The sequence below is a fragment of the Comamonas sp. wu1-DMT genome (assembly GCF_040187805.1).
In the GTDB taxonomy this organism is placed as follows: Bacteria; Pseudomonadota; Gammaproteobacteria; order Burkholderiales; family Burkholderiaceae_C; genus Comamonas; species Comamonas thiooxydans.
Map to the genome: position 1 here is coordinate 67,567 of NZ_JBANEM010000010.1, position 25,444 is coordinate 93,010.

At 60.9% G+C, this 25,444-nt stretch carries 20 protein-coding genes and 1 pseudogene; 4 read left to right on the plus strand and 17 right to left on the minus strand.

All coding sequences use genetic code 11. The annotated features are described in order from the left end of the window. Window positions 1–324: 324 nt before the first annotated feature. Both V8Z78_RS15305 and V8Z78_RS15310 read right to left on the minus strand, forming a co-directional pair. Window positions 325–1,269, minus strand: a complete 945-nt coding sequence (locus V8Z78_RS15305; RefSeq protein WP_046461372.1) for a bifunctional OB-fold nucleic acid binding domain-containing protein/MaoC family dehydratase — start codon at window positions 1,267–1,269, stop codon at window positions 325–327. 4 nt (window positions 1,270–1,273) lie between these two features. Beyond that, window positions 1,274–2,488, minus strand: coding sequence for a thiolase family protein (locus V8Z78_RS15310; RefSeq protein WP_004341195.1), 1,215 nt, complete (start codon window positions 2,486–2,488; stop codon window positions 1,274–1,276). A 271-nt stretch (window positions 2,489–2,759) separates the two neighbouring features. Here V8Z78_RS15310 and V8Z78_RS15315 point away from each other — a divergent pair, with 271 nt between their 5' ends. The 3 genes and pseudogenes from V8Z78_RS15315 (at window position 2,760) to V8Z78_RS15325 (ending at window position 6,646) form a co-directional block, all read left to right on the plus strand. Further along, on the plus strand, window positions 2,760–3,707 hold the full coding sequence (locus tag V8Z78_RS15315; protein ID WP_349731634.1) for a WD40/YVTN/BNR-like repeat-containing protein: 948 nt from the start codon (window positions 2,760–2,762) through the stop codon (window positions 3,705–3,707). Beyond that, a pseudogene (locus V8Z78_RS15320) lies at window positions 3,704–6,188 on the plus strand (efflux RND transporter permease subunit). The gene V8Z78_RS15315 and the pseudogene V8Z78_RS15320 overlap by 4 nt, the downstream one beginning before the upstream one ends. After that, the gene (locus V8Z78_RS15325; RefSeq protein WP_046461368.1) at window positions 6,188–6,646 is read left to right on the plus strand and encodes a nuclear transport factor 2 family protein; all 459 of its coding nucleotides are present in this window, start codon (window positions 6,188–6,190) and stop codon (window positions 6,644–6,646) included. The pseudogene V8Z78_RS15320 and the gene V8Z78_RS15325 overlap by 1 nt, the downstream one beginning before the upstream one ends. Window positions 6,647–6,816: 170 nt before the next feature. Here the strand turns inward: V8Z78_RS15325 and V8Z78_RS15330 are convergent, their stop codons facing one another. The 14 genes from V8Z78_RS15330 to V8Z78_RS15395 form a co-directional block, all read right to left on the minus strand. Continuing rightward, window positions 6,817–7,920, minus strand: a complete 1,104-nt coding sequence (locus V8Z78_RS15330; RefSeq protein ID WP_223305665.1) for a dienelactone hydrolase family protein — start codon at window positions 7,918–7,920, stop codon at window positions 6,817–6,819. A 71-nt stretch (window positions 7,921–7,991) separates the two neighbouring features. Further along, complete coding sequence (locus V8Z78_RS15335; RefSeq protein ID WP_004341209.1) at window positions 7,992–9,503, minus strand: DUF1302 domain-containing protein; 1,512 nt, start codon at window positions 9,501–9,503, stop codon at window positions 7,992–7,994. 35 nt (window positions 9,504–9,538) lie between these two features. Beyond that, window positions 9,539–10,918, minus strand: coding sequence for a DUF1329 domain-containing protein (locus V8Z78_RS15340; protein ID WP_004341210.1), 1,380 nt, complete (start codon window positions 10,916–10,918; stop codon window positions 9,539–9,541). Window positions 10,919–11,200: 282 nt separating this feature from the next. After that, complete coding sequence (locus tag V8Z78_RS15345; protein WP_046461366.1) at window positions 11,201–12,907, minus strand: class I adenylate-forming enzyme family protein; 1,707 nt, start codon at window positions 12,905–12,907, stop codon at window positions 11,201–11,203. Window position 12,908: 1 nt separating this feature from the next. After that, window positions 12,909–14,036, minus strand: a complete 1,128-nt coding sequence (locus V8Z78_RS15350; RefSeq protein ID WP_046461365.1) for an acyl-CoA dehydrogenase family protein — start codon at window positions 14,034–14,036, stop codon at window positions 12,909–12,911. A 132-nt stretch (window positions 14,037–14,168) separates the two neighbouring features. Next, the gene (locus tag V8Z78_RS15355) at window positions 14,169–15,365 is read right to left on the minus strand and encodes an acyl-CoA dehydrogenase family protein (protein WP_004341213.1); all 1,197 of its coding nucleotides are present in this window, start codon (window positions 15,363–15,365) and stop codon (window positions 14,169–14,171) included. A 12-nt stretch (window positions 15,366–15,377) separates the two neighbouring features. Continuing rightward, a complete protein-coding gene (locus V8Z78_RS15360) occupies window positions 15,378–16,445 on the minus strand; it encodes an MBL fold metallo-hydrolase (protein WP_046461364.1) in 1,068 nt (355 codons plus the stop codon). After that, the gene (locus V8Z78_RS15365; protein ID WP_046461363.1) at window positions 16,438–18,249 is read right to left on the minus strand and encodes a long-chain-acyl-CoA synthetase; all 1,812 of its coding nucleotides are present in this window, start codon (window positions 18,247–18,249) and stop codon (window positions 16,438–16,440) included. Before V8Z78_RS15365 ends, V8Z78_RS15360 begins: the two co-directional genes overlap by 8 nt. A 42-nt stretch (window positions 18,250–18,291) precedes the next feature. Next, a complete protein-coding gene (locus V8Z78_RS15370; protein ID WP_034396832.1) occupies window positions 18,292–19,473 on the minus strand; it encodes an acyl-CoA dehydrogenase family protein in 1,182 nt (393 codons plus the stop codon). A gap of 17 nt (window positions 19,474–19,490) precedes the next feature. Continuing rightward, window positions 19,491–20,663 carry a lipid-transfer protein gene (locus V8Z78_RS15375; RefSeq protein WP_046461362.1) on the minus strand — a complete coding sequence of 391 codons (1,173 nt, stop codon included), beginning with the start codon at window positions 20,661–20,663 and terminating at the stop codon, window positions 19,491–19,493. 32 nt (window positions 20,664–20,695) lie between these two features. Next, window positions 20,696–21,112, minus strand: coding sequence for a MaoC family dehydratase (locus tag V8Z78_RS15380; protein ID WP_004341218.1), 417 nt, complete (start codon window positions 21,110–21,112; stop codon window positions 20,696–20,698). A 12-nt stretch (window positions 21,113–21,124) separates the two neighbouring features. Further along, entirely contained in the window at window positions 21,125–22,228 is a 1,104-nt protein-coding gene (locus tag V8Z78_RS15385) for an acyl-CoA dehydrogenase family protein (RefSeq protein WP_349731635.1), read from the minus strand. Window positions 22,229–22,243: 15 nt separating this feature from the next. After that, complete coding sequence (locus tag V8Z78_RS15390; protein WP_046461360.1) at window positions 22,244–23,188, minus strand: Zn-ribbon domain-containing OB-fold protein; 945 nt, start codon at window positions 23,186–23,188, stop codon at window positions 22,244–22,246. An 18-nt stretch (window positions 23,189–23,206) separates the two neighbouring features. Continuing rightward, window positions 23,207–23,998: an SDR family oxidoreductase gene (locus V8Z78_RS15395; RefSeq protein WP_034360305.1), complete on the minus strand. Its 792-nt coding sequence runs from the start codon at window positions 23,996–23,998 to the stop codon at window positions 23,207–23,209. A gap of 108 nt (window positions 23,999–24,106) precedes the next feature. Here V8Z78_RS15395 and V8Z78_RS15400 point away from each other — a divergent pair, with 108 nt between their 5' ends. Beyond that, entirely contained in the window at window positions 24,107–24,919 is an 813-nt protein-coding gene (locus V8Z78_RS15400) for an enoyl-CoA hydratase (RefSeq protein WP_012837522.1), read from the plus strand. 59 nt (window positions 24,920–24,978) lie between these two features. On the opposite strand, the gene V8Z78_RS15405 is transcribed toward V8Z78_RS15400, so the two are convergent. Further along, window positions 24,979–25,380 carry a GFA family protein gene (locus tag V8Z78_RS15405; RefSeq protein WP_279086611.1) on the minus strand — a complete coding sequence of 134 codons (402 nt, stop codon included), beginning with the start codon at window positions 25,378–25,380 and terminating at the stop codon, window positions 24,979–24,981. Window positions 25,381–25,444 lie beyond the last annotated feature (64 nt).

Genomic DNA, 25,444 nt, shown 5'->3' on the forward strand with positions numbered 1-25,444 from the left:
TTTCTGGTTTGCAGTATGGCCTGCACGGAAAACGCAACATCGTCCATTTTGATGAGCAGGTATTTACTTAGGTGGCAACCCCAGATCGCCGACCCGATGGCGCCGCCGCATGGCTTTGACTCCTGCCAGGCAGAGTTTCAATAATTTGATAGCTGCCAGCGATTTTCAGACATAGGTATAAAGCCAATTTGACTGATATTTCTCGCATTCCAACAGAGCCAGGATCCCATCTGTGAACGGTCGCAAAAAAAGGGCTTTGCTTGCGCAAAGCCCCAACCCTTGAAGAAACTGAAACACCCGCCTTCACCGGGCGGGCAACGGCGATTACATGTAGAGAATCACCAGGTCGTTGATAACTGCAGGACGATCCTGGCCGACCACATGGATGTTGAGCTCCATCGTGGCCTGCATGCCGCTCTTGACCTGCTCCACAGCCTTGATGCGAGCCCGCGCACGGATCTTGCAGCCGGAGGGCACGGGGGTCGGGAAGCGCAGGCGGTCCGAACCATAGTTGACCATGTTGTTGAAGTCCACCACCTCGTAGTCCAGCGGAATCCTGAGCTGACTGGCCAGCACCTGCACCAGAGCGCCGTGGGCGATGGTGGTGCCGAACGGGCTTTTCTCGCGCGCCTGCACGGGGTCGGTGTGAATCCAGTAGTCGTCGCCGGAGAGCCTGGCAAACTCGTTGATGACTTCCTGGCTTACAGTGAACTCGTTGGACCAGGGGCTGTACTCCTCGGACACCAGCGACTTCATGGCCTCGATGTCCTTGACGGAAATCCTGCGCTTGGCTGCGGCAGCCTCCTCCACCACGGCAACCGCAACTGCGGCCTCGGCGTCGGCCTTGATGACGGTCGGGTGGCTGCCCGCGTGGGCGGTAAAACGCAGCAGGGTGACCTCGCCGGGGCGCTCGTCAAACACGGGACGCACCTCCATGCCCACCTTCAGCGCCTCGGGATCCACGCCGACCATGGTGGTGTTGATGCGCACGCCTTCACGGAGTTCGACCACGGCCAGGGCCTGGGGCATCTCGTCCGTGAATTCGGGCATGGTGGGAATGCGCGCGATGGTGAAGCTGTAAAGCGTGCCTTCGCCCGACACTTTGCTCCACTTCAAGGAGCGCGATCCGCAAGTGGGGCAATGGGTCCGCGGAAAAAACAGCGAATGTCCACGATCACATTGCTGAATGCGCACTTCGTGGGCCTTGAGACCTTCCCAGTACGGCGCAGAAATTTCCGTGGGATGGGGCAGAGGTTTGTTCCAAGCCATGTTCTTATGCTCCCCGCAGGATCAAGGCGCCCTGCTCGCTCATCACGCCACCGGTGCCGGACACATAGGCCAGATCGTTGCGACCCAGCTGCCTGTCGCCGGCACGCCCCTGAATCTGGTGCACCGCTTCAATCACCTGGGACATGCCGCCCGCCGTGCCGGACTGACCGAAGCTCAGCTGGCCACCATGGGTATTCATGGGGAAGTTGCCCTTGAAGGTGAAGTCGTTGTTGCGCAGAAAGTCCATGCCTTTGCCCTTCTCGCAAAAACCCGCGTCTTCCAGCGTCAGCATCACGGTGATCGTGTAGCAGTCATAGATCTGCGCCATATGCATGTCTGAGGGACGCATGCCCGCCATTTCGAAAGCCTTGGCAGAAGCCGGGCCGATGGGGGTCTGCAGCATGTCGGCCATATAGGTGGGCGACTTGCTGCTCACATGCTCGCCGCAGCCGACGATGCTGACGGGGCGGTGTCTGGTGGTTTTGGCGCGATCGGCGCGCGTGACGATCATGGCGCCGCCGCCCGCAGCCGGCAGCACGATTTCCAGCACATGCAAAGGGTCGGCCACCATGCGCGAATTCAGCACGTCATCCACCGTGATGGGCTGACCGTAGAACATGGCGTCGGGGTTGTGGCAGGCATTGAAGCGCTGGTCCACGCTGATGCGTGCCAGAGCGGCCGCGTCGTAGCCATGGACCGCGCCATAGCGCTGGGCAATCATGGCATAGCCGGTGTTCTGCGCCATATGGCCATAGGGCAGGTCCATCTCGGCCTCGGGCGCTCCAAAGCGAGTGCTGTGGCCGCCGAAGCGGCTGGCCTTCATGACTTCCTTGATGTGGTCGTCATGTTCGGAGATCGGTGCCATGCGCGACGGCAGCACGCAGACCACGGTGTTGCACAGCCCCAGCTCGATCGCCGCCGCCGCGCGCCAGACCATGGCCACGGAACTGGCTCCCCCCAGGTCCACGACTTCGGCAAAGTTCAGGCGCACACCCAGGTATTCGCCGGCCATGGCGGGCACAAAACAGCTGGCTTCATGAAAGTGCGGAGCGCTGGTGATCAGACCGTCCACCTCGGACAGCTCCATGCCGGCGTCCTCCAGAGCCTGCAGCGTCAGGTCGGCCACCTGTTCCAGATGGAACATGCGCGGCGCCGTTGCGTACTTCTCCGGCTTGTACTGCGCGACGCCAACCAGCGCCGCTTTTCCTTGCAAACCCATATGTCTCCCTTACCAAGAAAGTGTGCATTCATTGTGTAAATGAAGCAGACCGAATCCATCGTCTGTAGAGACTAAAAAGCCGGCCCCGTACATACCCCTAATTCTCCAGGCAAACGTCCATTCGGACGATGTTGCAGAAGCTCCAAATCAAGAACCTGCACCCGTGTTTGCAATACATGCACAGCGTGTACGAATCAATAAGGAGACAACGTGAAAACAGCCGTCGGTATAGGCGCAGCAGCATTGGTGGCCTTTGCCTCAGCGCTCGCCTTTGCACCCCGCACACCGCCCCCCCCTGGCCCCTACCACCATTGGCATCGAGCGCAGTCACTTCAACACCATCACGCAGGCGGGCGATCGTCTGCTGACAGCCGGCGCACTCGGTGAAATCCTGTACTCGGACGACAAGGGTGCTCACTGGCAGCAGGCACAGATCAAGGAGCAGCGTCAGGCGCTCATCGTCAGCATGGCGTTTGCGCCCGACAGAAAGACCGGCTTTGCCGTGGGGCACGAAGGCTGGATTCTGCGTACCAAGGACGGAGGCAGCACCTGGGAGGAGGTCGCTTTCTCCGAGGAAAACGGAGAGCCTCTGATGTCGATCGCGCGCCTTCCTTCGGGCGACTGGATCAGTGTCGGCGCCTTCGGCCGTGCCATCACCTCCAGGGATAACGGTCAGACCTGGGAGCAGTTGCCCCTGCCCTCAGAGGTGGAGGACAAGCACATGAACCGCATTGCCAGCTCCGAAGATGGCAAGCACTGGCTGATAGTGGGCGAGCGCGGCCTGGTCATCAAGTCCGAGGACTCCGGCGCAAGCTGGCAGATCGAGCCCGGGTTCTACAACGGATCTTTCTACAACGCCATGGCTACACGCGACGGCGGCTGGCTGATCTATGGCATGCGCGGCAACGCCTTTGTGCAGGCCGCGCCGGGCGCGCAATGGGTCAAGTCGACGATTCAGGCTCCGGTCTCCTTCTTTGGCCATGCCCAGGAAAAGGACGGAACCATCATCCTGGTAGGACAGGGCAGCATGCTCGGCCTGAGCAAGGACGGCGGCAAGAGCTTCAGCCTGCAACGCGCCAAGGGCCGCGCCACCCTGACCGACATTGTGCTTACCGGCCCCGACAGCGGATGGATGTCCAGCGACGCAGGCCTGCAACCCTTTCCCCCACCACAACAAGCCAAGGCAAACGCTCAGGCTGCCCCAGGAGCGACTCAATGACTCTGAGCGAACCCACCAGCCGGCTGGACCGGTTTATTGCATCCACGGCACGCTGGCTGATCTCGTGGAGCAAGTCCATAGTCGTGCTGACGCTGATTGCCACGGCACTGCTGGCTGTCTCGGCCATGCGCACGCACCTGGATCCGGGCTTCAACAAGTTGATCCCCATGCGTCATGAGTACATGACGGCATTTCTCAAGCATTCAGCCACCTTCTCCGGAGCCAACCGCATTCTGGTGAGCGTGGAATGGAAGGGCCGGCAAGGCGATATCTATAACAAGGAATTTCTCGAAGCCCTGCGTGGCGTGACGGACGAGGTCTTCTTCACGCCCGGCGTCAACCGCGGCCAAGTGTATTCGCTGTTCACACCGAACGTGAAATACATCGAGATCACCGAAGACGGCTACGTGGGCGAGGTGCTGATTCCTTCGCGCTTCGAGGCCAACGAACAAGGCCTGGCCCAGGTACGCTCCAACGTGGCCAAGTCCGGTCAGATCGGCTCGCTGGTCAGCAACGATCTGAAGTCCGCCATGGTGCGCGCCGACCTGCTCGAGGTCGACCCAAAGACCGGAGAAAAACTCGACTATCACAAGGTTGCGCAGCGCCTGGAAGAGATCCGCAGCAAGTTCGAAGGCAAGGACATCTCCATCCACATCATTGGTTTTTCCAAGGTGCTGGGCGATGTGATGGACGGCCTGACCACGGTGATGACCTTTTTTGCCATCGCCTTTGTCATCACGGCCATCATGCTGCGCCTCTACACCAAGTCAACCAACATCACGGTGGTCGGCTTGGCCGTGGCACTGCTGCCCGTGATCTGGCTGCTGGGCATTTTGCCGCTGATCGGCTACGGCATCGACCCCATGTCGATCCTGGTTCCCTTTCTGATCTTCTCCATCGGTGTATCCCATGCGGTGCAGATGACGGGAGCCTGGAAGCATGATGTGCGCGCCGGCCTAAGCTCCAGGCTGGCTGCCGAGAACGCGATTCGCAAGCTGGCCATTCCCGGAGCTCTGGCGCTGCTGACCAATGCTCTGGGCTTCATGGTCATCATGCTGATCGACATCCCCATCGTGCACGAGTTGGGCGTGACCGCCTGCATGGGCGTGCTGCTGATGATCATCACCAACAAGGTGTTCCTGCCCGCGGTGCTGGCCAATCTGCGCCTGGAAAAAAAAGGCCATGCAAGCCCCCTCCTCCTCAGCCAATGGCCGTAACCCCATCTGGTGGAAGCTGTCGGCACTGGCCGAAGGCAAGCCCGCCATGCTGACTCTGGTGGTATCGCTGCTGCTGCTGGCCGCCGGCACCTACGAATCGCGCAATCTGCTGACAGGTGATGTGGGCACGGGCGCTCCCGAGTTGCGCGCCGAGTCGCGCTACAACCGTGATAACGACACCATCATCGGCAGCTATTCCATAGGCATGGACGTGCTGTCCGTCTTCGTCGAAACCTCCAAGCTCGACGAAGGCTGCCTTAACTGGCAGGTGATGAACGCCGTGGAGCGCTTTGAGTCGCGCATGCGCCGGGTTGACGGCGTGCAATCTGTCTCCACCGTCTCCGGTCTGGCCAAGATCGCGGCCTCCAGCAACAACGAGGGCAACCCCCGTTGGGCAGCTCTGCAGCGCACCGAAGCCGCGTTGCGTTCGGGCGCCAAGGCACTATCTCCCGATCTGGGCCTGAACACAGAGGGCTGCAAGGTCATCAATCTGCAGGTCTTCCTCAAGGACCACGAAGGCGCCACGCTGACCCATGTCGTCAATGAAGTGCGTGATTTCATCGCCGCAGACAAGACGCCCAACGTCAAGTTCCTGCTGGCTGGCGGCAACGCCGGCGTGGCGGTCGCGACCAACGAGGCCGTGGAACATGCCGAAGTGCAGATGCTGGGCTCCATCTTCGGCGCCATCACGCTGCTGTGCTGGCTGACCTTCCGCAGCTGGCGCGCCGTGCTGTGCATCGTCGTGCCCCTGGCCATCGTCTCCATACTCTGCAATGCCTTGATGGCCATGCTGGGCATAGGTCTCAAGGTCCCCACACTGCCCGTGGTGGCGCTGGGCGTGGGTGTGGGCGTGGACTACGGCATCTATCTGTTCGAGAGCATGCAGCATGAGCTGCGCGAGCGAGACATCACGCTGCGCGAGGCTTTCTATGAAGCCATGCGCCAGCGCGGCAACGCCGCCATCTTCACGGCGCTGACCATGTCCATAGGCGTGGGCACCTGGGCGTTCTCGGCACTGAAGTTCCAGGCCGACATGGGCATCTTGCTGGCCTTCATGTTCCTGGTGAACATGCTGGGCGCGATCTTCCTGCTGCCTGCCATGGCCTATTGGCTGAATGTGGGCGCGGCGGAAGCCAGGGCACGCGTCAAGCGCCTGCACCGGCAGCCCAGACACGCCCATGCGACAGGCAGCGCAGGCGGCATCAGCCACGCGGGCGGCATGCTCAAACCCGAGCCCCAGTCATCCGTGAACGGCAAAGTGTGATGCAGACCGCCGCAAGCACGCTGGAGCAGGTTCTTCTTGAACATGCTCTGGCCCAGACCCTGACCCGCTACGCCACGGCCTGCGACACCCGCAACTGGGACTTGCTGCAGCAGGTGTTCACACCTGACTGCACCACGGTCTACGGTGGCAGCTACATCTGCGAAGGGGTTGCCAAGGTCCGCCGCATGATCAGCACCCACCTTGACGGCTGCGGCCCCACCCAGCATCTGCTGGGCAATCTGGAAGTCGATGCAGCCGACCCGCAGCGCCCGCGCAGCAGGATTCAGGTGCGAGCCGCGCATCAGGGACTGGGCGAGCGCAGTCATCTGCGCTACGACGCCATCGGTTTCTATGAAGACGAATGGGTAAGGCTGCCCGAAGGCTGGCGCATCCAGAAGCGCAGCATGACCATGTTGCTTGAGGTCGGTGAGCGCTCCGTGCTGCAGCCCGGCACCTGAGCAGCCACACTCCATCAATCAAGCCGCGCGGCCACGCTGCGCGGCTTTTCTGTTTCCGGACGATTCAATTGACAAAAGCCTACGCTCCATCAAGAAACGAACTTTGGGCAAATTTGACACGTGAAAAAGGCCAGCATTTGCTGGCCTTCTGCTTTTCCGCCGAGTCCTGTCTACTGCTCGAACTTCACCTTAAGAAACTGCAGCAACTGCTTGCCGGCCAGACTGCGTGCGGTTTCATCACGTCCGGCGATATAGCCCACCTTGACGCAGTCCCTCAGCGCTTTGCCGCTCTGCACCCGAATTCTGTAGCGGGTCTGGCGATCGGACTGGGCCCCGGCGGGAATCAGCGGCTGGCCGTTGAGGACGGGGAAGTCCTTGTCATTGAACTCTATCGTGCAGCCGGACAGGTAGGGGCGATTCGTCATCTCTCGTGGCTTGTCGCTTTCCCAATCATGGCCTGCTCTGGCATAAACCACGGTACTGACTTCGGAGCCCGCCTCACGCAGGATTTTTTCCTGCTGCGCACAGGCCACCAGATCATTCGATGCATCCTCCCCCGCTCTGAAGCTGAGCAGAGGCGAACCCGTGGTTTTGCGTGACTGCAGCAGCGCATAGCAAGGCCCGTAAAAGTCCACATGCAAGGCAAAGGGCTGAATGAAAGGCGCCAGCTTGTCGCGAATGCGCGCATCCAGGCTCATGCGTGCCGCAATTCCGCCTTTGGAAAACCCCATCACCCCGATACGCCAGCCATCGATGGCGGGGTGCTTGTTCAAGGCCTTGAGGGCGGCATAGGCATCGGCCACGGCATCGAACTCGGAGGTACCCATGATCTTGAGCGCATAAGGCATGTCTTCGCTGATGCCACGCGGCTTGAAGTTATCGACCAACAGCGCAGCTATGCCGTTGTCGGCCAGCATCTGGGCCGTTTCGCTCTCGCGCCCGGGGATGGCCCCCGCGCCACCTGGCAGGACAACCATGGCCGGCACCTGCTTCTTTTCGCTGGCCCCCTTGGGCAGGAACAGCTTTCCCATACCCATGGTTGCCTCTGCCTTGGCAGGCTGACTGAGCAGCACATCGAGGTCGTACGGACTGCTGGACTTGAAGCGGATATCGCCCTGTGTATCACCATGCAGCTCCGTGGGGGCCATCAAGGGAGCCACCTTGGGCAAAGGAGGCAAGGCGTCCAGCAGATACTGCCCCGATGCGGCACTGCTCATCAATCCCAGCGCCATGGCCCTCAAAGGGGTGATCCATTTTCCGGTCGTTATTTGCATGTACTCAGACCTCTTTCAAACACAAAAGCCCGGAGAGCCGGGCTTTTGTGGTGTTGGCTCGTTGATGTGGTTCAGAACGAGTACTTGGCGGTAACAGACAGCTGGTCGCGGTCGGCCAGCGGGCGTGCACGCAGGGAATCGGCAGAAGGATTGCCCAGGTAGTTGATGTAGGCCACGTTGATCGAGAAATTGCTCTTGCGAACAAAAGTCGCGCCAATGCTCAACCGGCTGTCGCTCTGGCCGCCGCCGAAGGTGCCGACCAGAGAACGGCCGCGCAGTTGCGACTGGTAGCTGATGGGGATGCTCAGATCCCAGCCTTCGAAGATGCCGGGGTAGCCCAGCGTCAGGGTCGCACCGGCCACCAGGGAATTACGGGTCTTGAAGCTCAGGTTATCGGTAGAGCTGCCATCGGCCACACTGATCACGCGAGAGCCGGAAATTTCGGCAGCCAGGGACATGTCGTCCGCGATACCGGTGCGGCCGATATTGAAGATACCGCCGACGTTGCCCTGCACCACATCGCCACGCACCGCCACACCATTGCCGTTGAGCACCGGCGTACCTTTTCGATAGCTCGCTTCACCAAATGCAGAGAACTTACCGAAGGTCGTGCTGACCGTCGTTCCCAGCATCTTGATGTCGTCGAAATAGCGAACCTGATAGCCGGTAGGTATCGCACCATTCATGTTCACGACCAGCGATGGAGTGCGGTCGTTGTAGTTCAGGTAGTACAGACCGACTTCCGTCTCGTCGGTGACGCGGTAGCGACCGCCGATACCCCACTGACCCGAGCTGCTGGGCCGGATGTCGGTACCGCGTCGCAGGCCGCGACAGGTCGCACCGTTGTAGACGCCAAGACAGGAGGCGCCGGGACCCAGGGCATTGCTGGTGCTGGTGTACATGCCGGGAGCCGGCAGCAGCGTTTCATGGAAGCCGAACTGGTAGTGGCCCAGCAGCGAGAGTTTGGGACTGACTTCCAGCGAAGCCGAGATCTGATCTTCCGGCAGAAGGATTTCCTTGACCTCAGCGCCAGGCGAAGCTGCCTTTGCTGCATCGCTGGGTCCCTGGGCCGCAGCGATATTGGCAAAGTACATGGACTCGCCCCAGTTCACCACCTGCTTGCCCAGGCGTACCGTGGCGCGGGCCTCGCCCATGTTGAAGCTGGTGTAGGCGTAGGTATCCAGAAGGCGCGAATAGCCGCCACCATAGCGTTTGGCAGCAGAGTTGAACTCATTGACGGGACCTGCCGTGCTGATCGGTCCCTTGTTGTCGTTGCGCTGGTGATATACATCGTCATAAAAGGTGCTGGCATTCAGCACAAAGCCGCTGTCACCTTTTGACAGCTTGCTTTCCCAGACGGCACCCAGTCGGTTCGCCGTCAGAGCACCTTTCTTGAAATTGTTGTTGCCGTCTGTGTTCAGCACCGGAGACGGGTTATCCAGACGAACACCCAGGCCATAGCTCACGTTCAGACGCCAGTCGAACTTGAGGCCATCTCCCAGCTCGACAGTCTCCCCCGCCTGAACTGCTCCCATACCCAAGGACAGCAGCGCCGCCACTGCGATGGGCGTGAGTTTCTTCATATTGTTTTTCATAATGAGTCGCTCGTTGATAAAACTTAGTTGCCCGCGTTGCGTGCGGCTTCTGGTGTGAACATGGCGGGCACGAGATCACCCTTGTTCAGGATGGGGCCCTGGGGACGCTCCTGAAAAAGGTTGTAGCCCATGTAGCCGCCGGAATTCAGGTCGTGATAGAAGGACGTGCCTGCATGCCAGGCCTTGATGTCAAAGGAGTAGTAGTAGTTGATGAAGGCGTGCTGCCACAACTGGCCACGCGCGTCGTACATGTCCGCGGCCACGGCCTGGCCGGTGTCCTCGTCCACGAACAGCACACGCTTGCCATAGACATGCCGGAAACCGTCCTTCAGCGTGCCTTCCACCGCCCAGACTCTGCGCAACTCGTAGCGCATGAAGTCGGGGTTGGCATGACCGGGCTTGAGCAGGTCGGCATACTTCACCGTGGGCTGATGGATCTTGTAGTTGTTGGCGGGGATATACATCTCCTTCTTGCCCAGCAGCTTCCAGTTGTAGCGCTCTGGCGAGCCATTGAAGAGACGATCCGAGTCGATGGTCATCTTGCCGCCGGTGCCAGCCATGGGCTGGTCAAAGCCATACTCGGGCACCTGGCGCACGCGGCGTGTACCGGGGTCATAGCTCCAGGCCAGACGCTTGTCCTTGCCGAAATTGACGGGCTCCACCGAGTGGGTCACACCGCCCTTTTCACGCTCGGGAGCCAGCGTTCTGGTGCGGGTATAGGCCATCACGCCCTCGACCGGCTTGCCAAGCATTTCAGGCTTGTTGACCATGTCCAGGTTCAGGTTCTGCATACGGCCAAAGCTCATGCTGCCGTCTGACAGCACATTCGCCATGTCACGCGTGATGGCCTCGGTGTAGGCACGCGTGGGCAGCAGGTTGTTCCAGATCACTTCCTGCCCGGTCTTGGGAATCGGGAAGTTGATCGCACCAAAGCTGCCCTTGATTCCCATGCCGTTATCGACGACCTCGGACTCCAGTGCATTCTTCTTCAACACTGCGCAGACCTCATCGGTGTAGCGGAAATCGCGATGTCCCTTGTAGACCGGCATCTGCATGGTCTTGGAATACTTCTGGAACATGGCTTTCTGACCAGCACTGAGCTTGTCGCCATACTTCTCCATGTTCTCTGCAGTGATCACGAACAGTGGTTTTTCATCGGCATAGATATCCACGGGGTGCTTGCCGCTGGATTGCACATGAGCCACGCCAGCAGGGGCTCCGACCCATTTGCCTGTGAACTCTGGAATCGTGCCTTCCTTGTTGCCGGCCTTGATGGCACCCACGCATGTCAATTCCTTGCCCAGCTGTTCTGCCTCGTTCGCCGGCACCTTCGCCCATACCGACGTCGCCACCATCAAACCCACTGCCGCTGCGAGTGGAGTCTTGGCTGTCACAAACTTCATCTCTGTCTCCTAGGTTCTAGAACTTATTTTTGGCGGGTGCTACAAACGAGGTACATTGCCTCGCATCACCCCATTGGTTTTGCCGTTTGCAGGCAGTTGCATACTGCGCCAGCAGGTCTCTTCAACCATCGTCTGAGTTGACTACTGACAGACCCTAGCGACCTAGTCCACATGGGTCACCTGAAGCGCCGCCCCGAATGAAAAAAGCCTGCTGGTGCACGAAGCAGCAGCAGGCTTTCGGAGCGTGATCGGGAAAGTCCCAGGACCACCCAATTCCGTGAATCAGGTCAGCAGGTGAGCGCACTCCTTGCGAATCGATGCCTTGAGCATCTTGCCTGCGGGATTGCGAGGCAAAGGCTCGGCACGAACAACGATCCGACTGGGAACCTTGTAGCCCGCCAGGCGCTGTGCCACGAACTCGCGAAGCAGCTCGGGAGTCACCTGACTCCCGGTCTTCCCGACCACCACGGCAACGACCTGCTCGCCCGTTACCTCATGCGGCATGGAGAACACAGCAGCCTCCTCCAGTGCCTCATGCTGCAGCAGACAGGCCTCGACCTCCGCCGCAGCAATCTTTTCACCGCTGCGGTTGATCACGTCCTTGATGCGATCGACGATGGTCAAAAAGCCTTCATCGTCCAGAACTCCTATGTCTCCGGTGTGGAACCAGCCGCCCTGCATGGCTTTGGCTGTGGCCTCTGCATCACCGCAATAGCGCTCCATCAGGGTCACGCCACGCAGCCAGATCTCACCGGGCTCACCGATAGGCAAGGCTGTGCCATCCAGGTCTGCGATTCGTACCTCGATGATGGGCGACAGCACCCCCGAGCTGCGCGGATGCGCCTCGAACATGCGCCCCGAGCTGCCTGCGCAGACGCCATTGGATTCGGTCAGTCCAAATCCAATGCCTGACATGCGCCCCTTGAACTTGGCCAACACCTCATCGATCAGGCGCGGGTGCAGGCCCGCTCCGCCAAAGCCCACACCGGAGAGATTGCCAGAGCTTTCAGGCTGCTCGAAGCCGGGCAGTCCAATGAGCTGCTGCACCATGCTGGGCGCACCATTGAACTGCGTGACCTTTTCCTTGCGAATCAGCTCGGCAGCCTTCTCTGGCTCCCAGCGGTGCACGAAGATCAGGCGGCGACCATGGCGCAGGCTGACCAGCAGCTGGGCATGCAGGCCGCTGACATGAAACAGAGGAACTGCCGACAAGATCGTGGGCTGCAGCTGTCGCGCCATGATGGCGGCGATGGCATCCGGCGAAGTCATGGCTGCCACTGCACCGATGAAGTCAATATTGAAGATGCCCTGGCAAACGGCGCGGTGGGTGGATTCCACGCCTTTGGCTCGGCTGGTGGCGCCCGAAGTGAACAGAATCAGCGCAGGCTCATCGGCACTCAGCTGCGGCGACACAAAGCCATCATGACCGCCTGCGGTCAACTCCGACCAGCTGATATCGCCCCCCTCGCCATCCACCACCACCACCTTGATAGCCGTCTGCGCAATGGCCTGGCTGATGCGAGCATGGCGGTCCGCGTCACAGATCAGCATCACCGGCCGGGTGTCCTCCAGATTGGCCATCAGCTCGCTGCTCAGGCCAAAGCTGTTCAAAGGCACCGGCACTGCGCCAAGCAAGGCAATGGCAGCAAAAGCCACGGCCCATTCGGGACGATTGCGCATGGCAATCGCCACCCGGTCGCCGGGCTTGATACCGCACTGCTTCTGCAAACGACTGGCCAGTGCATCGGCTGCTGCAAAGAACCTGTCAAATGTCCATCGATCCTCGCCATAGACCATGAACTCGGCCGCACCATGAACCCGACCGGCGTCAATTACCTGTGCCAGATTCTGAAAGGCGTTGCGATAGGCTGCCACGCTGCGCCCATCGGACAGCGTGACCTGCTGCACTTCAAAAGGTGCGCCCTGCGAAGTCAGCTGCGCACGAATGTTCCTGATCTTTTCACCCATAGAAACCAAGGCATCGCTCATCTCAGAAACCTTTCAGTTGTGCAAAGCGGTTGCGGTGATAACCACCGTCGCCCAGCAGGCGTTGCAGAACGCGTGCCCGCTTGAAGAACAGGCCAATATCCAGTTCATCGGTCACCCCGATGCCGCCATGCAACTGGATCGCCTCGTTGCACAGCTTCTCGCACAAGTCAGATGCCTTGGCCTTGGCTGCGCTGACCAGCTCGGGCACCTTGGCTTCCAAACCTGAATCAATGGCTTCGAAAGCTGCCAGCACACAGCTCTCCAGCAGCTCAAGCTCCACATACAGACGTGCAGCACGGTGCTGCAACGCCTGGAATGAGCCGATCTGTACGTCGAACTGAACGCGCTCCTTCAGATAGCTAACCGTACGATCAAACACCTCACGCATCAGACCCAGAGACTCTGCGGCCAGGCAGGCACGGGCTCGGTCCAGCACTTCATCAAGCACCTGAGCAGCGGGCCGGGCCACCAACGCCATATCGGCGCTCAGCTCCACCTTATCGAACTGCACGCGGGCCATGTTACGGCTGTCAATCATGCACATGGGTTTGATGCTGACGCCTGGTGCATCAGCTGGCACCAGCCACAAACCGGGAGCACCTTCGCCAGACGCCGCCAGCACCAAAAAGCCATTGGCGCCCACTCCATCCATCACAAAGGCTTTCTCACCGCTCAGGCACCAGCCCGTGCTGGTCTGCTCGGCTAACGTGCTCAATCTGGCTGAAAGATGCTGGCCGGACTTTTCATCCAGAGCCAGTGCCAGCCTGGCCTGCCCGCTGCCCAGCAGGGGCAGCCACTGCGCCTGCTGAGCTTCGGAGCCGGCGCGAATCAGCAGCTCAGGTGCGATCACGGCCTGACTCAGCAGCGGCTGTGCCGACAGGTTTCGGCCGATGGCTTCAAACACGGCGCCCATGCCCAGATAGCCCGCAGCCAGCCCGTCATGCGACTCGGGCAGCACCGCCACGGGCCACCCCATCTCCACCATCTGCTGCCACAGTTGTGTATCAAAGCCCTGTTCCACCTTGTCATCCCGCAGACGGCGCTGCTGGGCCACGGGTGCTTCCTGCGCGAGAAAGGCAACAGCACTGTCCTTGAGCAATTCCTGCTCTTGCGACAAAAGCATGGTCATATTCTTGTCTCCATTTCAATTCGTTATCCTCAGCCTGCGCGACCACCACTGCCCAGCTCAGAGACGGCAAGCAAGAGCCCAGACAGCCCCTCCTCCCGCAGCGAGGCTGTCGCCGCACAGCGGCTCAGGGGGTCAAGGCAATTCCAGCACTCGCTTGGCAATGATGTTCAGTTGCACTTCCGAACTTCCGCCTGCAATCGTGTAGCTCTTGGAGCGCAGCCATGCACGACCTATATCGATCTCATCGGCTGTGAAATCATCGCCAGCCTCCCAGCCCAGACCGCGTAGGCCCAGCACCTGCTCCAGCAGTTCGTACTTGGCAACTTCCTGCTCGGTCTGCACCAGCTTCATGATGCTGGAGGGGCCTGCAACGTCCTGACGCGCCAGAGCCTTCTCGGTCACCCGACGATGGGTCAGGGCGAAAGACTGTGCATCCATCAGCAGTCCTGCCAGCTTCTCGCGCAGCACACCATCGCTGATCCGCCCCTGCTCGTCCACCATGTAGGGCAAGGCGGTCTTGAGTGCATCGTGCGACGGCGCACCACCTTCCGTGAACTTGGACATGGCTGCACGCTCATGCTGGAGCAGCTTTTTGGCCAGCGACCAGCCTTCGCCTTCCTTGCCCACAAGCTGTCGCACAGGCACCCGCACATCGTCGAAGAAGACCTGACAGAAACTGGACTTGCCGCTGATCAGTTCTATGGGCTTGACCGTGACGCCGGGACTCTTCATGTCGATCAGCAAAAAGCTGATGCCGTCTTGCTTCTTGCCTTCGCTGCTGGTGCGCACCAGCGCATACATCCAGTCGCCCTTGTCTCCGTCCGAGGTCCAGATCTTGCCCCCGTTGACGATATAGGCCTCGCCCTGCTCGTCCGTCACGCGCCTGGCCGAGGTCTTGAGGCTGGCCAGATCCGAACCGGCATTGGGCTCCGAAAAGCCCTGACACCAGCGCTGCTCGCCGCGCATCATGGGAACCAGATGCTCAAGCTTTTGCTCATGCGTCCCCACCTCCACCAGAACCGGCCCCAGCATCCACACGCCCAGGTTGTACTGGGGCTGACGGCAGCCAAGACGGGCCATCTCCGTGTCCAGGATACGGGCTTCCCTCGGGGAGAGTCCACCGCCGCCGTATTCACGCGGCCATGACGGTGCAAACCAGCCACGGTCGCGCATGCGCTCGAACCACAGCTTCTGATCCTCGTTCAGAAACTGCAGCTTGGAGCTGCCCCAGACCATCTCCTCTGAAACAATGGGCCGGCGCATGCTCGCAGGACAGTTCTCCTCCAGCCACTGCGCCACTTCTTGTTTGAATGTTTCGAGTTCCGTCATGGCTTCCTTACCTCAGGCCAACGAGAAATATGCAATCTTGCCCTCACCCGGGGTACGCAGCAGCGTTCCATCCTGGTGAAGCAGGTTCAAATGGGCTATCGTTTCCCCTAGGGCCATCAGGCGATCCACGGGGCTGCGCAGCCTGGGAAAGAGCACGGGCACCAGCTCGGCAGCCGTTGCCCGTCCTACCTGGCCCAGATGTCCGGTCAGCAGTGCAAACTGCTCGGCATGGTGCTCGAGCACCTGCACCAAGCGCTCATGCAGGCCGTAGAAAACGCCCTGGTGCGATGGAAGCACCAAGGTCTCGGCCGGCAGCTCACGCAAACGATGCAGCGAATCGATCCAGAGTTTGAGCGGATTGCCTTCGGGCTCGATGGGGCTGACCATCACATTCGAGGTGATGCGCGGCAGCACCTGATCACCGGCCAGCAGAATGCCGTCTTCCTCGCAATACAGACAGGCATGCTCGGGCGAGTGCCCCTCGCCCAGCACAATGCGCCACCGACGCTCCCCGATCTGCAGCACCTCACCCGGATGAATGCGCTGGTAATGGCTGGGCTGCCTGGGCATGAACGGATCCTTGCGCATGGCAGCCAGCATGTCGTCCAGCTCTTCGCTGCTCACCCCGGCACGCGCATAGAAATCGCGATGCGCCTCGGGCAGAGGATCGGGCGGCGGCCCCATCAGCGAGCGCAGCATCATGAACTCGCCATAGCTCATGAGCAGCGGCACGCCAAAGCGCTCCTGCAACCACCATGCCGCACCCGCATGGTCATAGTGACAGTGGGTGCAGATCACACGGGTCAGCGGCTGGCCGGCCAATTTCTCCGTGAAGATCTTCTCCCACAGCTCGAAGGTGCCGGGAATTCCCAGCCCCGTATCGACCACCGCCCAGCCGTCGCCGTCCCTGAGCAGATAGACATTAATATGGTCCAGAGCCATGGGCATGGGCATGCGCAGCCACAGCAGACCGGGGACGATCTCCACATGGCTGCCATCGGCTGCAGGTGCCGCAAAGGGATAACGCAGCACATCTGCGGGCTTGGCCCGTACGCGCTCCTGCGCGACGGCGCTATCCACGCAGAGCCTCTTCAAGCGTTGCAGCGGTCAGCGGCACATAGGTCTGCAGCTTGTCATTGCGTATAAACAGCGGGTCGCCAGTCTGAGCGCTGTCATAGCCCTGCTTTTGCAGATCCACCTTGCGCAGCTTGTAGTTGCCGGTCATGTCCGGCGTATCCATCAGACGCACGAACAGTGGTGCCGCATAGCGCGGCAGACGAGCGATGGCCATCTTCCAGAAGGCCTTGGGATCGAATTGGGCTCCCTCATGCATCACCAACGCTGCCATGCCCGCACGGCCACCGTGACCGGGAACCTGCACACCATAGACGGTAATCGCATCCAGCCCCAGGTAGTCTCCGAGTGCGTCGCTGACTTCCATGGTCGAGACGTTCTCGCTCTTCCAGCGGAAGGTATCGCCGATACGGTCCACAAACCAGCAGTAGCCGTCTTCGTCGCAGCGCAGCAGGTCGCCCGATGTCCACCACACATCGCCCTGCTGGAAGACATTGCGCAGCAGCTTCTTTTCGGAGGCCTCCTCGCTGGTATAGCCTTCAAAGCGCCCAGCAACCACACCGGGATACTGGATGACCATGCCGATGGCCTCGCCGGGCTCGTTCACGCCGGCCAATTGCAAGAAGCCGTTTTCATCTCGGATGTAATCGCCTTTTTCCTGGTCGTAGCGAACCAGGCGCAAATTGGTTTTTTCCCAGAAGGGAACGCGGCCGCAGGAGCCGATGCGATTGTCCAGATTGATGGTATTGGTGTTGGACTCCGTGCCTCCCCAGCCTTCATAGATCTGGAATACGGCGCCAAAGCGCGATGTCCATTGCTGCCAGATCTCCGGCGTGAGACCGGTTCCGGCCATCTTGCGCAAGCTGTGCTCCCGGTCGCAGTCCGTCGCGGGCACGCTGAGCAGGAAGCGGCAGATCTCCCCCACATACTGGCAAAAGGTAATGCCATGTGCGCGGATATCGCGCCAGAACTCGCTGCGGCTGAACTTGCGGCGCACCACGATGCGCGCTCCTGCAGCCATGGCGGTTGCCGTCAGCGACATGGAAGCCGCGCCGTGGTAGAGCGGCAAAAAGCAGTAGAAGCAGTCATCCTGGGTGATCTCCCACAGCAGCTGCATGGAGTCCCCCGCCATCAGCCAGCGTGCATGGCTGATGACCGCGGCCTTGGGCAGGCCGGTGGTGCCGGAGGTGAATATGTACTGCGCCGTATCGCCGGCCACCACGCCCTCGCGCCATGCAAGCGGTACGGGGGAGCCGTCCTGGCTCATGGCCAGTGCCTGCAGATCCGGTCCGAATTGCGACAGGACTTCCGCTGCCGCGGGCCTGTCCTCATCCGGCCAGTGCCAGTAGCTCAGCGCGGTATTCAGCCCTTCGGTCTGCGCAAAGCGCTCTGCACACTCCTCGCCCACGATCACATGGCTGGCGTTGGTCACCTCCAGTGCATGCGTCAGAGGCTTGCCCATCACATGGGTGTTGATGAAGGCCACCACGGCACCCAGCTTGGCCACGCCAAACCAGGCAAAGAAAAAGGCTGGGCGATTCTCGATGGCCATGGCCACCACATCGCCCTTTCTCACACCCTGCTCGTGCAACGCACGTGCCACTTGATTGGCGCGCTGGTTGAATTGCGCATAGGTGTAGCGCACATCGCCTTCGATCAGAAAAATGCGCTCGCCGAAATCTCGCGCACAGTCCTCCAGACGATCAGCCATGGTGTAGGGCGTATCGGCCAGGTACTTGGCCGCAATGGGCGCGCGACGATCCAGCTTGAGCTGGGTCTGCTCGCGCGACACCACAGTCGTGTCGCTCATCACATGTCTCCTTGGTATTTGTTATGTGTGAGATGTCTTCGATCAGCGCTGGGGGCGCGGCATGCCGAGTCCGAACTGGGCAATCAGCTCGCGCTGAATCTCGTTCGTGCCGCCACCGAAGGTGTTGATGGTGGAGGCGCGCAGCTCATACTCCAGCTCGCCCATCAGATAGGAAGCCGCCGAGCCACCACGCACCAGAGCGCTGCTGCCCACGATGTCCATCAATCGATGCAGCACCTCGACCACGCCTTCCGAGCCATAGACCTTGGTGGCAGATGCCAGGCTCACGTCCATGGCACCGGCTTCCAGACTGGCCGCGATGCGGAAGTTGGTCAGTCGCATGGCTTCAAGGCGGGCATAGCACTCCGCAAGACTGCGTCGCACCCAGGCCTGATCGACAGCGCGACGGCCCTGCTCATCCTTGGCCTTGGCCCATTGCAGCACCTTGACGAAGGGAGCAAACACCTTGTCCGACCAGGCCCCCAGACCCAGGCGCTCGTGGTTGAGCTGTGCAGTGATCAGCTTCCAGCCCCCATTGAGCTCGCCGATCAAACGTGCTGCCGGCACTTCAACGTTGTCGAAGTACGTGGCTGCCGTGTAGTTGCCCACGGTCTGAATCAGCGTATGCGAAAAGCCCTTGTCCCTGGTATCCACCACCATGATGGAAATACCCTTGTGGCGAGCCAGTTCCTGGTTGGTACGTGCGGCCAGCCACACATAGTCGGCAGATTCGATGCCCGAAGTCCACAGCTTCTGGCCGTTGACCACGAAATGCCCGGTCTGAAGATCGCCCTGCAGCTGAGCCTGTGTCTTGAGCATGGCGAGGTCGGAGCCAGCACCGGGCTCGGAGTAGCCAATGGCGAAAATGATGTCGCCGCTGGCCATGCCGGGCAGAAACTCCTGCTTCTGCGCCTCGGTGCCATGCTCCATCAGCGCGGGGCCGACGGTGCTGATGGTGACGAAAGGCAGGGGCGCTCCGGCAATATTGGCTTCTTCAAAGAAGATCAGCTGCTCGGTGGCCGACAGGCCCTGGCCGCCGAATTCCTTGGGCCAGCCTATGGCCAGCCAGCCGTCGCGCCCCATCTTGCGGATCAGTTCGCGGTATTCGTCGCCGCCCTCGGCACCGCGCATGCGGGCCTTGAGCTCGGGCGTCATCAACGCCTGAAAGTAGTCACGGCACTTCAGGCGCAGCGCATGCTGCTCGGGAGTCAGGTCAATGAACATGAATGTCTCCCTTGCCATCAGGCCTCGTCGCCCAGAATCAGGCCGCTGGTGGGCACGCCGGTACCGGCGGTCACCACCATGTTGTGCACGTCCTTGACCTGATTGACGGAGCTGCCGCGGATCTGGCGCACGGCTTCGGCAATGCCGTTCATGCCATGGATATAGGCTTCGCCCAGCTGGCCGCCATGGGTGTTGATGGGCATGGAGCCGCCGCGTGCATGCTCGCCGGAGCGAATGAAATCCTTGGCCTCGCCGCGCTTGACGAAACCGAACTCCTCGAGCTGAGGCAGCACAAAGGGCGAAAAATGGTCGTACAGCACTGCGCTTTGCACATCCTTGGGAGTCAGGCGGCTTTGCTGCCACAGCTGGCTGGCGACATGCCCCATTTCAGGCAGGCCGGTGATGTCCTCGCGGTAGAACGAGGTCATGGACTGCTGACCGTCAGAGATGCCCTGGGCCGCCGCCTTGATGTAGACCGGCTTGGCCTTCATCTCACGGGCACGGTCGCTCGATGTGATGACCATGGCCACGGCCCCGTCGGACTCCTGACAGCAGTCCAGCAGGTGCAGCGGCTCGCAGATCCAGCGGCTGGCCTGGTGCTCCTCCAGTGTGATGGGCTTGCCGTAGAAGAATGCGTTGGGATTGGTGGCGGCAAAGTCGCGCACGGCCACGGCCACACGGCCGAAGTCCTCGCTGGTCGCACCGAAGGCATGCATATAGCGGCGGGCAAACATGCCCACCCAGGATGCCGGCGTGTGAAAGCCGTGGGGCATGTACCAGCCATAGTTCACATTGTCAAAGAATGGCGCGCTACCAAAACCATAGCTACCGGTGCCAAAGCGGTACCAGCTGCGCTCATTCATGGCGCGGTAGACCACGACGGTCTTGGCAATGCCCGTGGCCACGGCCATGGCCGCATGCAGCACGGGGCCGCAGGCCGCGCCACCACCATGCGGAACCTGCGAGAAAAAGCTCACATTGCGAGCCCCGAGCAGGCGGGCGATTTCATACTCGGGGACCTTGTCAACGGAGTACGAGGAAAAGCCGTCCACCTCCTTGGGGTCGATGCCGGCATCGCTCAGCGCAGCCAGCGTGGCTTCCATGGCCAGACGCAGCTCGGTACGGCCCGAGTTCTTGGAAAATTCTGTTGCACCCAGACCCACAATGGCGGCGCGACCGGAAATATTCATATCGTTCACAGGAATGTCTCCGCTTGTTGTTCTTAGGCCAGGGCCACTTGTACGGTGCCGCTGACGTGAGAGCCCATGGAATTGCTGCCCTTGAGCATGATCTGAACGCTGCGCGTGGCCTCGTTCTTCTCGGTCACGGAGCCCGTGAACTTCATGGTGTCGCCGGGGTAATTGGGAGCCCCCAGGCGAATCTTCAGATCCATGAGGCGCGCCTCGTCGCCAGCCCAGCTCTCGACAAAGCTCTGCACCAGACCGTTGGTGGTCAGGATGTTCATGAAGATATGGGGCGAGCCCAGCTCTCGCGCGGCGTCGCGGTCATGATGTCCGGGGAAATAGTCACGTGTGGCGATGGCGCCGCCGGCAATCAGCGGCACGGTGATGGGCACGCTGACGGGCTGCAGTTCGTCGCCCACGTTCACCGACTCGAAGCGAATAGATTGGTTTGCCATGTTGTTGTCTCCTTAGCGGTCTTCGGGCAGGTCGTACTTCCAGCCGAGCGTGTCGTTGTCTGCGAGCCACTGGCCCAGCGCTTGCAGGTGCTGCTCGGCGCTGCCGAGCTCGGCAGCCAGTGCACGACACCAGAACATGAAGCGGTGAATGTGATAGGTCACATCCACGCCCATGCCGCCATGCACATGCTGTGCAACGCGGCCCACCTTCAGGCCCAGCTCGTTGGACTGGGCGCGCACCGCGTGGGCCTGCGGCACGCAGGGCAGGCCGGCATCCAGACGCCAGACCAGCTGGCTCAGCGCGCCGCGCTGGGCCTGCATGAGGATGTAGCCGTCGGCCATCTGGCCCTGTACCAGCTGGAAAGTACCGATGGGACGGTCGAACTGCTTGCGCTCGCTCACATACTCCACGGTGCGACGCAGCTGCTCCTGTGTCACGCCCTGCTGCAGGCTGGCCAGGCAGGCGATTGCCATTTCGTTGACCCAGTCCAGCGCACGGCCGCCCAGCACGGCCAGCACCGGCGTGTTGCGAAAGCTGATGTCGGCCACCGCACAGTAGTCTTCGCGCATGCCGGCCACGCGGCTGACACCATCCGCCTGCAGGCTCACCAGCACCAGCTTGATCTCATCGCCCGCCGCCGCGGCCACCAGAGCCACCCTGGCCTGTTCGCCCAGTGGCACGGCTTGCAGCTGGCCTTTGAGTCGCTCCCCCTGCAGCTCAAGCGCCGGCCCGCGTGTAGCCACGGCTGCCTGCAGGGACAGAGCCAGCAACTCGCCCTTCATGGTTGACTGAACGATTGCGTCCTGTCCCTCGGCAAACCTGGCAATCGCGGCCGCAGCGACCTGCTGCTGCCACAGCGGAACCTGCGCCAGCGCACGGCCTTGCTGCTCCAGCACAGCCAGCATCTCGCTCATTCCCAGACCCAGGCCGCCTGCAGCTTCCGGCACCAGGATGCTGTGCAGGCCCGCAGCCACGCACTGCTGCCACAGATCCTGCATGAAAGGCTGGCCCGAGGCATCGTGCTCGCGCAGCTTGTCGTCGGTGCAATAGTCTGCAAACAGGCTTTGCGCCATGTCTGCGAATGCACGTTGGTCTTCACTGAGTTGAAAGTCCATGACGGTCTCCTCGCATCAGCCCACGGGACGGAACTGGGCCAGAGTCAGATCACCGTCGAAGGTGTTGAACTCAACCCGCACCTTCTGACCGATCTGCACCTCGCCGGGCTTGACGCCGACCAGCTGGGCAATCAGACGCACGCCCTCCTGCAACTCCACCAGACCGATGGGATTGGGGTGATCGAAAGGCGGTACTTCGGGGTAGTGCATGACCACGAACGAGTACACCGTGCCCTTGCCGCTGGCCTCCACCGTGTCCCAGTCGAACGAATGGCACTTGGGGCAGACGGGACCCGGTGGATGGTGCAGATCGCCGCAGCTCTTGCAGCGCTGAATCAAGAGCTTGCCTTCCTTCAGGCCTTCCCAGAAGAAACGGTTGTCATCGCTCACGCCTGGTGCGGGTCGCTTGATCTTCGGGGCGGCAGCCTGCGCGGGATCGGCCTTTTGCGCATTGGCGGGGCGGAACTTGAAGACGCGGAACATCAACTGGCCGACCTTCTCGTCTTCGCCGTTCGCTGCCTTGATCGAGAAGTACTCCATGATCTGCGTGACAAAGTAACCCGTGCCCAGGGCCGTGGTCTTCTCTTCGCTGATGGCTTCCAGGCGTGTCGTGTAGTACAGGTCTTCACCTTCGAGCACATCGCGCTCGAAGCTCAGCTCGGAATTCACCGCCACGGTGGAAGGAAAGTCGTGCGCTTCGATCAGCTTCAGAACTTCATAAGGATTCTCTGTCGTGGAGCCTGGCGGGTAGTTGTTCTGCACCGGCCCTTCCATGCACCAGACCTGCAGCATCGCGGGAGGTGCAATGGTCTTGCCATCCTTGTTGGTCTTTACGGCCACCCCCATCAGCTCGCTCCACTGACGAATCATGGGGCTGTTGACTTTGTCCCAGGCATAGACACGCCCGTATTGCTTGCCCACGTATGCGCGGACCCCTGCCATCCAGTCTTGATCGGTCAAGATTGTCTCCTTTGAAATTCAGTGTTTTTGTTGCACGGATTCCGAGTTCGATGCGCTCAGAAATGCGGGGCGCTCACCACCGCCATGCAGCAGCAGATTGGTGCCGCTCATGTAAGAAGCGTTTTCGGAAGCCACATACAGACAGGCATTGGCAATGTCCTGCGGCTCGGCCAGGCGACCCGCAGGAATGGTCCCGGCGACAGAGGCAATTCCAGCCTCATCCCCGAAATGCAGGTGTGACTGCTCGGTGCGCACCAGGCCGGGGCTGACTGCCACCACACGCACCTTAGGCGCCCACTCCACGGCCAGAGAACTGACCAGGCTCAGCACCGCCGCCTTGGCCGCGCCGTAGGCTGCCGTACCGGGGGAAGGACGCAGCGCGCTGATGCTGCCGATGCAGACAATCACGCCACCGCCGTCCTGCTGCTGCATCACGGCATTGGCGGCCTGCGAGGCATGCAGGGTCGAGAACAGATTCAGGCGCAGCACGCTTTCGTGAAAGCGCGGCGACACCGTGGCGGCATCCACATGGGGAGCGCCACCGGCGTTGTTGACGAGAACGTCCAGACGGCCATGGCGGCGCTGCACCTCATCGACCATGTCCTTGACGGCCTGGGCCTCGCGCACATCGCATGCAACGAAGTCTGCGCTGCTGCCATTGATGCTTGGCAACGCTTCAGGTTGCTGACGGCCGCACACCACCACCGTGGCACCTGCCGCGAGAAACGCCTGGGCAATGCCCTTGCCGATGCCCTTGGTGCCGCCAGTGACCAGCACTACCTTGTCTTGAAAGCTTTTGTTCGTATCCATGCCTGCCAATTTAGGTTTCGGCACCGGCAGCAGATACGTCCAAAAGGACGATGTTGGTCCATCCCTTGAAAACGACCATCGTCCCTGTTCAACTCCCAGGGAATCCTTATGTCGGCATCGCTTTCCGCTATTGAAAACATGGACACCGCGCAGCGAGAGCTACTGGTTCGGCATCAGGACCATGGCGTGGCCATCGTTCAGCTCAACCGCCCCGAGGCAACGAATGCGCTGAGTCTTTCTCTGCAGGCTGCGCTGTCCAGAACCTTCGCTGAGCTGAGCGCAGACGCCAGCGTGCGCTGCATCGTTCTGACCGGCGGCGACAAGGTATTTGCGGCAGGCGGGGACATCAAGAGCATGGACTCCTGCGGCCCCATAGAGATCATGAAGCGCCACACCGAGCGCGTCTGGGCCCCCATTGAGAAGTGCCCCAAACCCATCATTGCAGCGGTCTGCGGCTATGCCTTTGGCGGCGGGGCCGAGCTGGCCATGCATTGCGACATCATCATTGCCGGGCAAGGGGCAAGCTTTGCACAGCCCGAGATTCGCATCGGCATCATGCCCGGTATCGGCGGCACCCAGCGGCTGGTGCGCGCCGTGGGCAAGTTCCAGGCCATGCGCATTCTGCTGACCGGCAAGCCCGTCAGCGCCGACGAAGCCTATGCCATGGGTCTGGTCAGCCTAGTCTGTGCAGACGATCAGGTAATCCCTGAGGCGCTGAAAATGGCAAAACTGATTGCCAATATGCCGCCACTGGCCGTGGAGCAGATCAAGGAAGTGGTGATTGCCGGCATGGACGCGTCGCTCGATGCCGCCCTGATGCTGGAGCGCAAGGCCAACCAGATCCTGTTTGCGACCCGCGACCAGAAGGAAGGCATGAATGCGTTTATTGAGAAACGCCAGCCGGTGTTCAAGGGGGAGTGAACGCATCAACATCGCCTTGCACGAGGCCGGTGCAGCAGCCCGAGGGGCTAAGGCGGCCCTCAGTCATTGCGCATGCAGCCACCGGCAAAGCTTGACCACAAAGGCTGCGACTCCAGATGCGCATGCTTTTGCTTGAGCGCCGAAAAAGGCGAGTCCAGCGTGCCCAGTGCGATACATATCCAGTCGGCCCAGTCACCGGCCTGTCTGGACCAGAACAGGGATGAACCGCAGTGCTGGCAAAACTGCCTGTGCACGGAAGCCGACGATGCATAGGATTTGATGTCGCTTTGCCCGGAGACTATGCACAAATCCTTGCGCGGCACGGCGCCATAGCTCGCGAACGCGGAGCCATGGCTTTTGTGGCACTGCCTGCAATGGCAGTGGGTCACGGCCCTGGGCGGCGACAGCAGCCGATAGCCGACTCTTGCACATAAACAGCTTCCCAGATAGTTCTCGGGCACGACTCAGTCTCCAAATCCTCTATCCCCAACACCTGGTCCGCAGGCATCGAATATCTGCCGCTGC

Coding starts and splice junctions, on each gene's coding strand:
- V8Z78_RS15305 (WP_046461372.1), bottom strand. CDS start 1,269: ATGGCTTGGAACAAACCTCTGCCCCATCCCACGGAAATTTCTGCGCCG.
- V8Z78_RS15310 (WP_004341195.1), bottom strand. CDS start 2,488: ATGGGTTTGCAAGGAAAAGCGGCGCTGGTTGGCGTCGCGCAGTACAAG.
- V8Z78_RS15325 (WP_046461368.1), top strand. CDS start 6,188: ATGCAGACCGCCGCAAGCACGCTGGAGCAGGTTCTTCTTGAACATGCT.
- V8Z78_RS15330 (WP_223305665.1), bottom strand. CDS start 7,920: ATGCAAATAACGACCGGAAAATGGATCACCCCTTTGAGGGCCATGGCG.
- V8Z78_RS15335 (WP_004341209.1), bottom strand. CDS start 9,503: ATGAAGAAACTCACGCCCATCGCAGTGGCGGCGCTGCTGTCCTTGGGT.
- V8Z78_RS15340 (WP_004341210.1), bottom strand. CDS start 10,918: ATGAAGTTTGTGACAGCCAAGACTCCACTCGCAGCGGCAGTGGGTTTG.
- V8Z78_RS15345 (WP_046461366.1), bottom strand. CDS start 12,907: ATGAGCGATGCCTTGGTTTCTATGGGTGAAAAGATCAGGAACATTCGT.
- V8Z78_RS15350 (WP_046461365.1), bottom strand. CDS start 14,036: ATGACCATGCTTTTGTCGCAAGAGCAGGAATTGCTCAAGGACAGTGCT.
- V8Z78_RS15355 (WP_004341213.1), bottom strand. CDS start 15,365: ATGACGGAACTCGAAACATTCAAACAAGAAGTGGCGCAGTGGCTGGAG.
- V8Z78_RS15365 (WP_046461363.1), bottom strand. CDS start 18,249: ATGAGCGACACGACTGTGGTGTCGCGCGAGCAGACCCAGCTCAAGCTG.
- V8Z78_RS15370 (WP_034396832.1), bottom strand. CDS start 19,473: ATGTTCATTGACCTGACTCCCGAGCAGCATGCGCTGCGCCTGAAGTGC.
- V8Z78_RS15375 (WP_046461362.1), bottom strand. CDS start 20,663: ATGAATATTTCCGGTCGCGCCGCCATTGTGGGTCTGGGTGCAACAGAA.
- V8Z78_RS15380 (WP_004341218.1), bottom strand. CDS start 21,112: ATGGCAAACCAATCTATTCGCTTCGAGTCGGTGAACGTGGGCGACGAA.
- V8Z78_RS15385 (WP_349731635.1), bottom strand. CDS start 22,228: ATGGACTTTCAACTCAGTGAAGACCAACGTGCATTCGCAGACATGGCG.
- V8Z78_RS15395 (WP_034360305.1), bottom strand. CDS start 23,998: ATGGATACGAACAAAAGCTTTCAAGACAAGGTAGTGCTGGTCACTGGC.
- V8Z78_RS15400 (WP_012837522.1), top strand. CDS start 24,107: ATGTCGGCATCGCTTTCCGCTATTGAAAACATGGACACCGCGCAGCGA.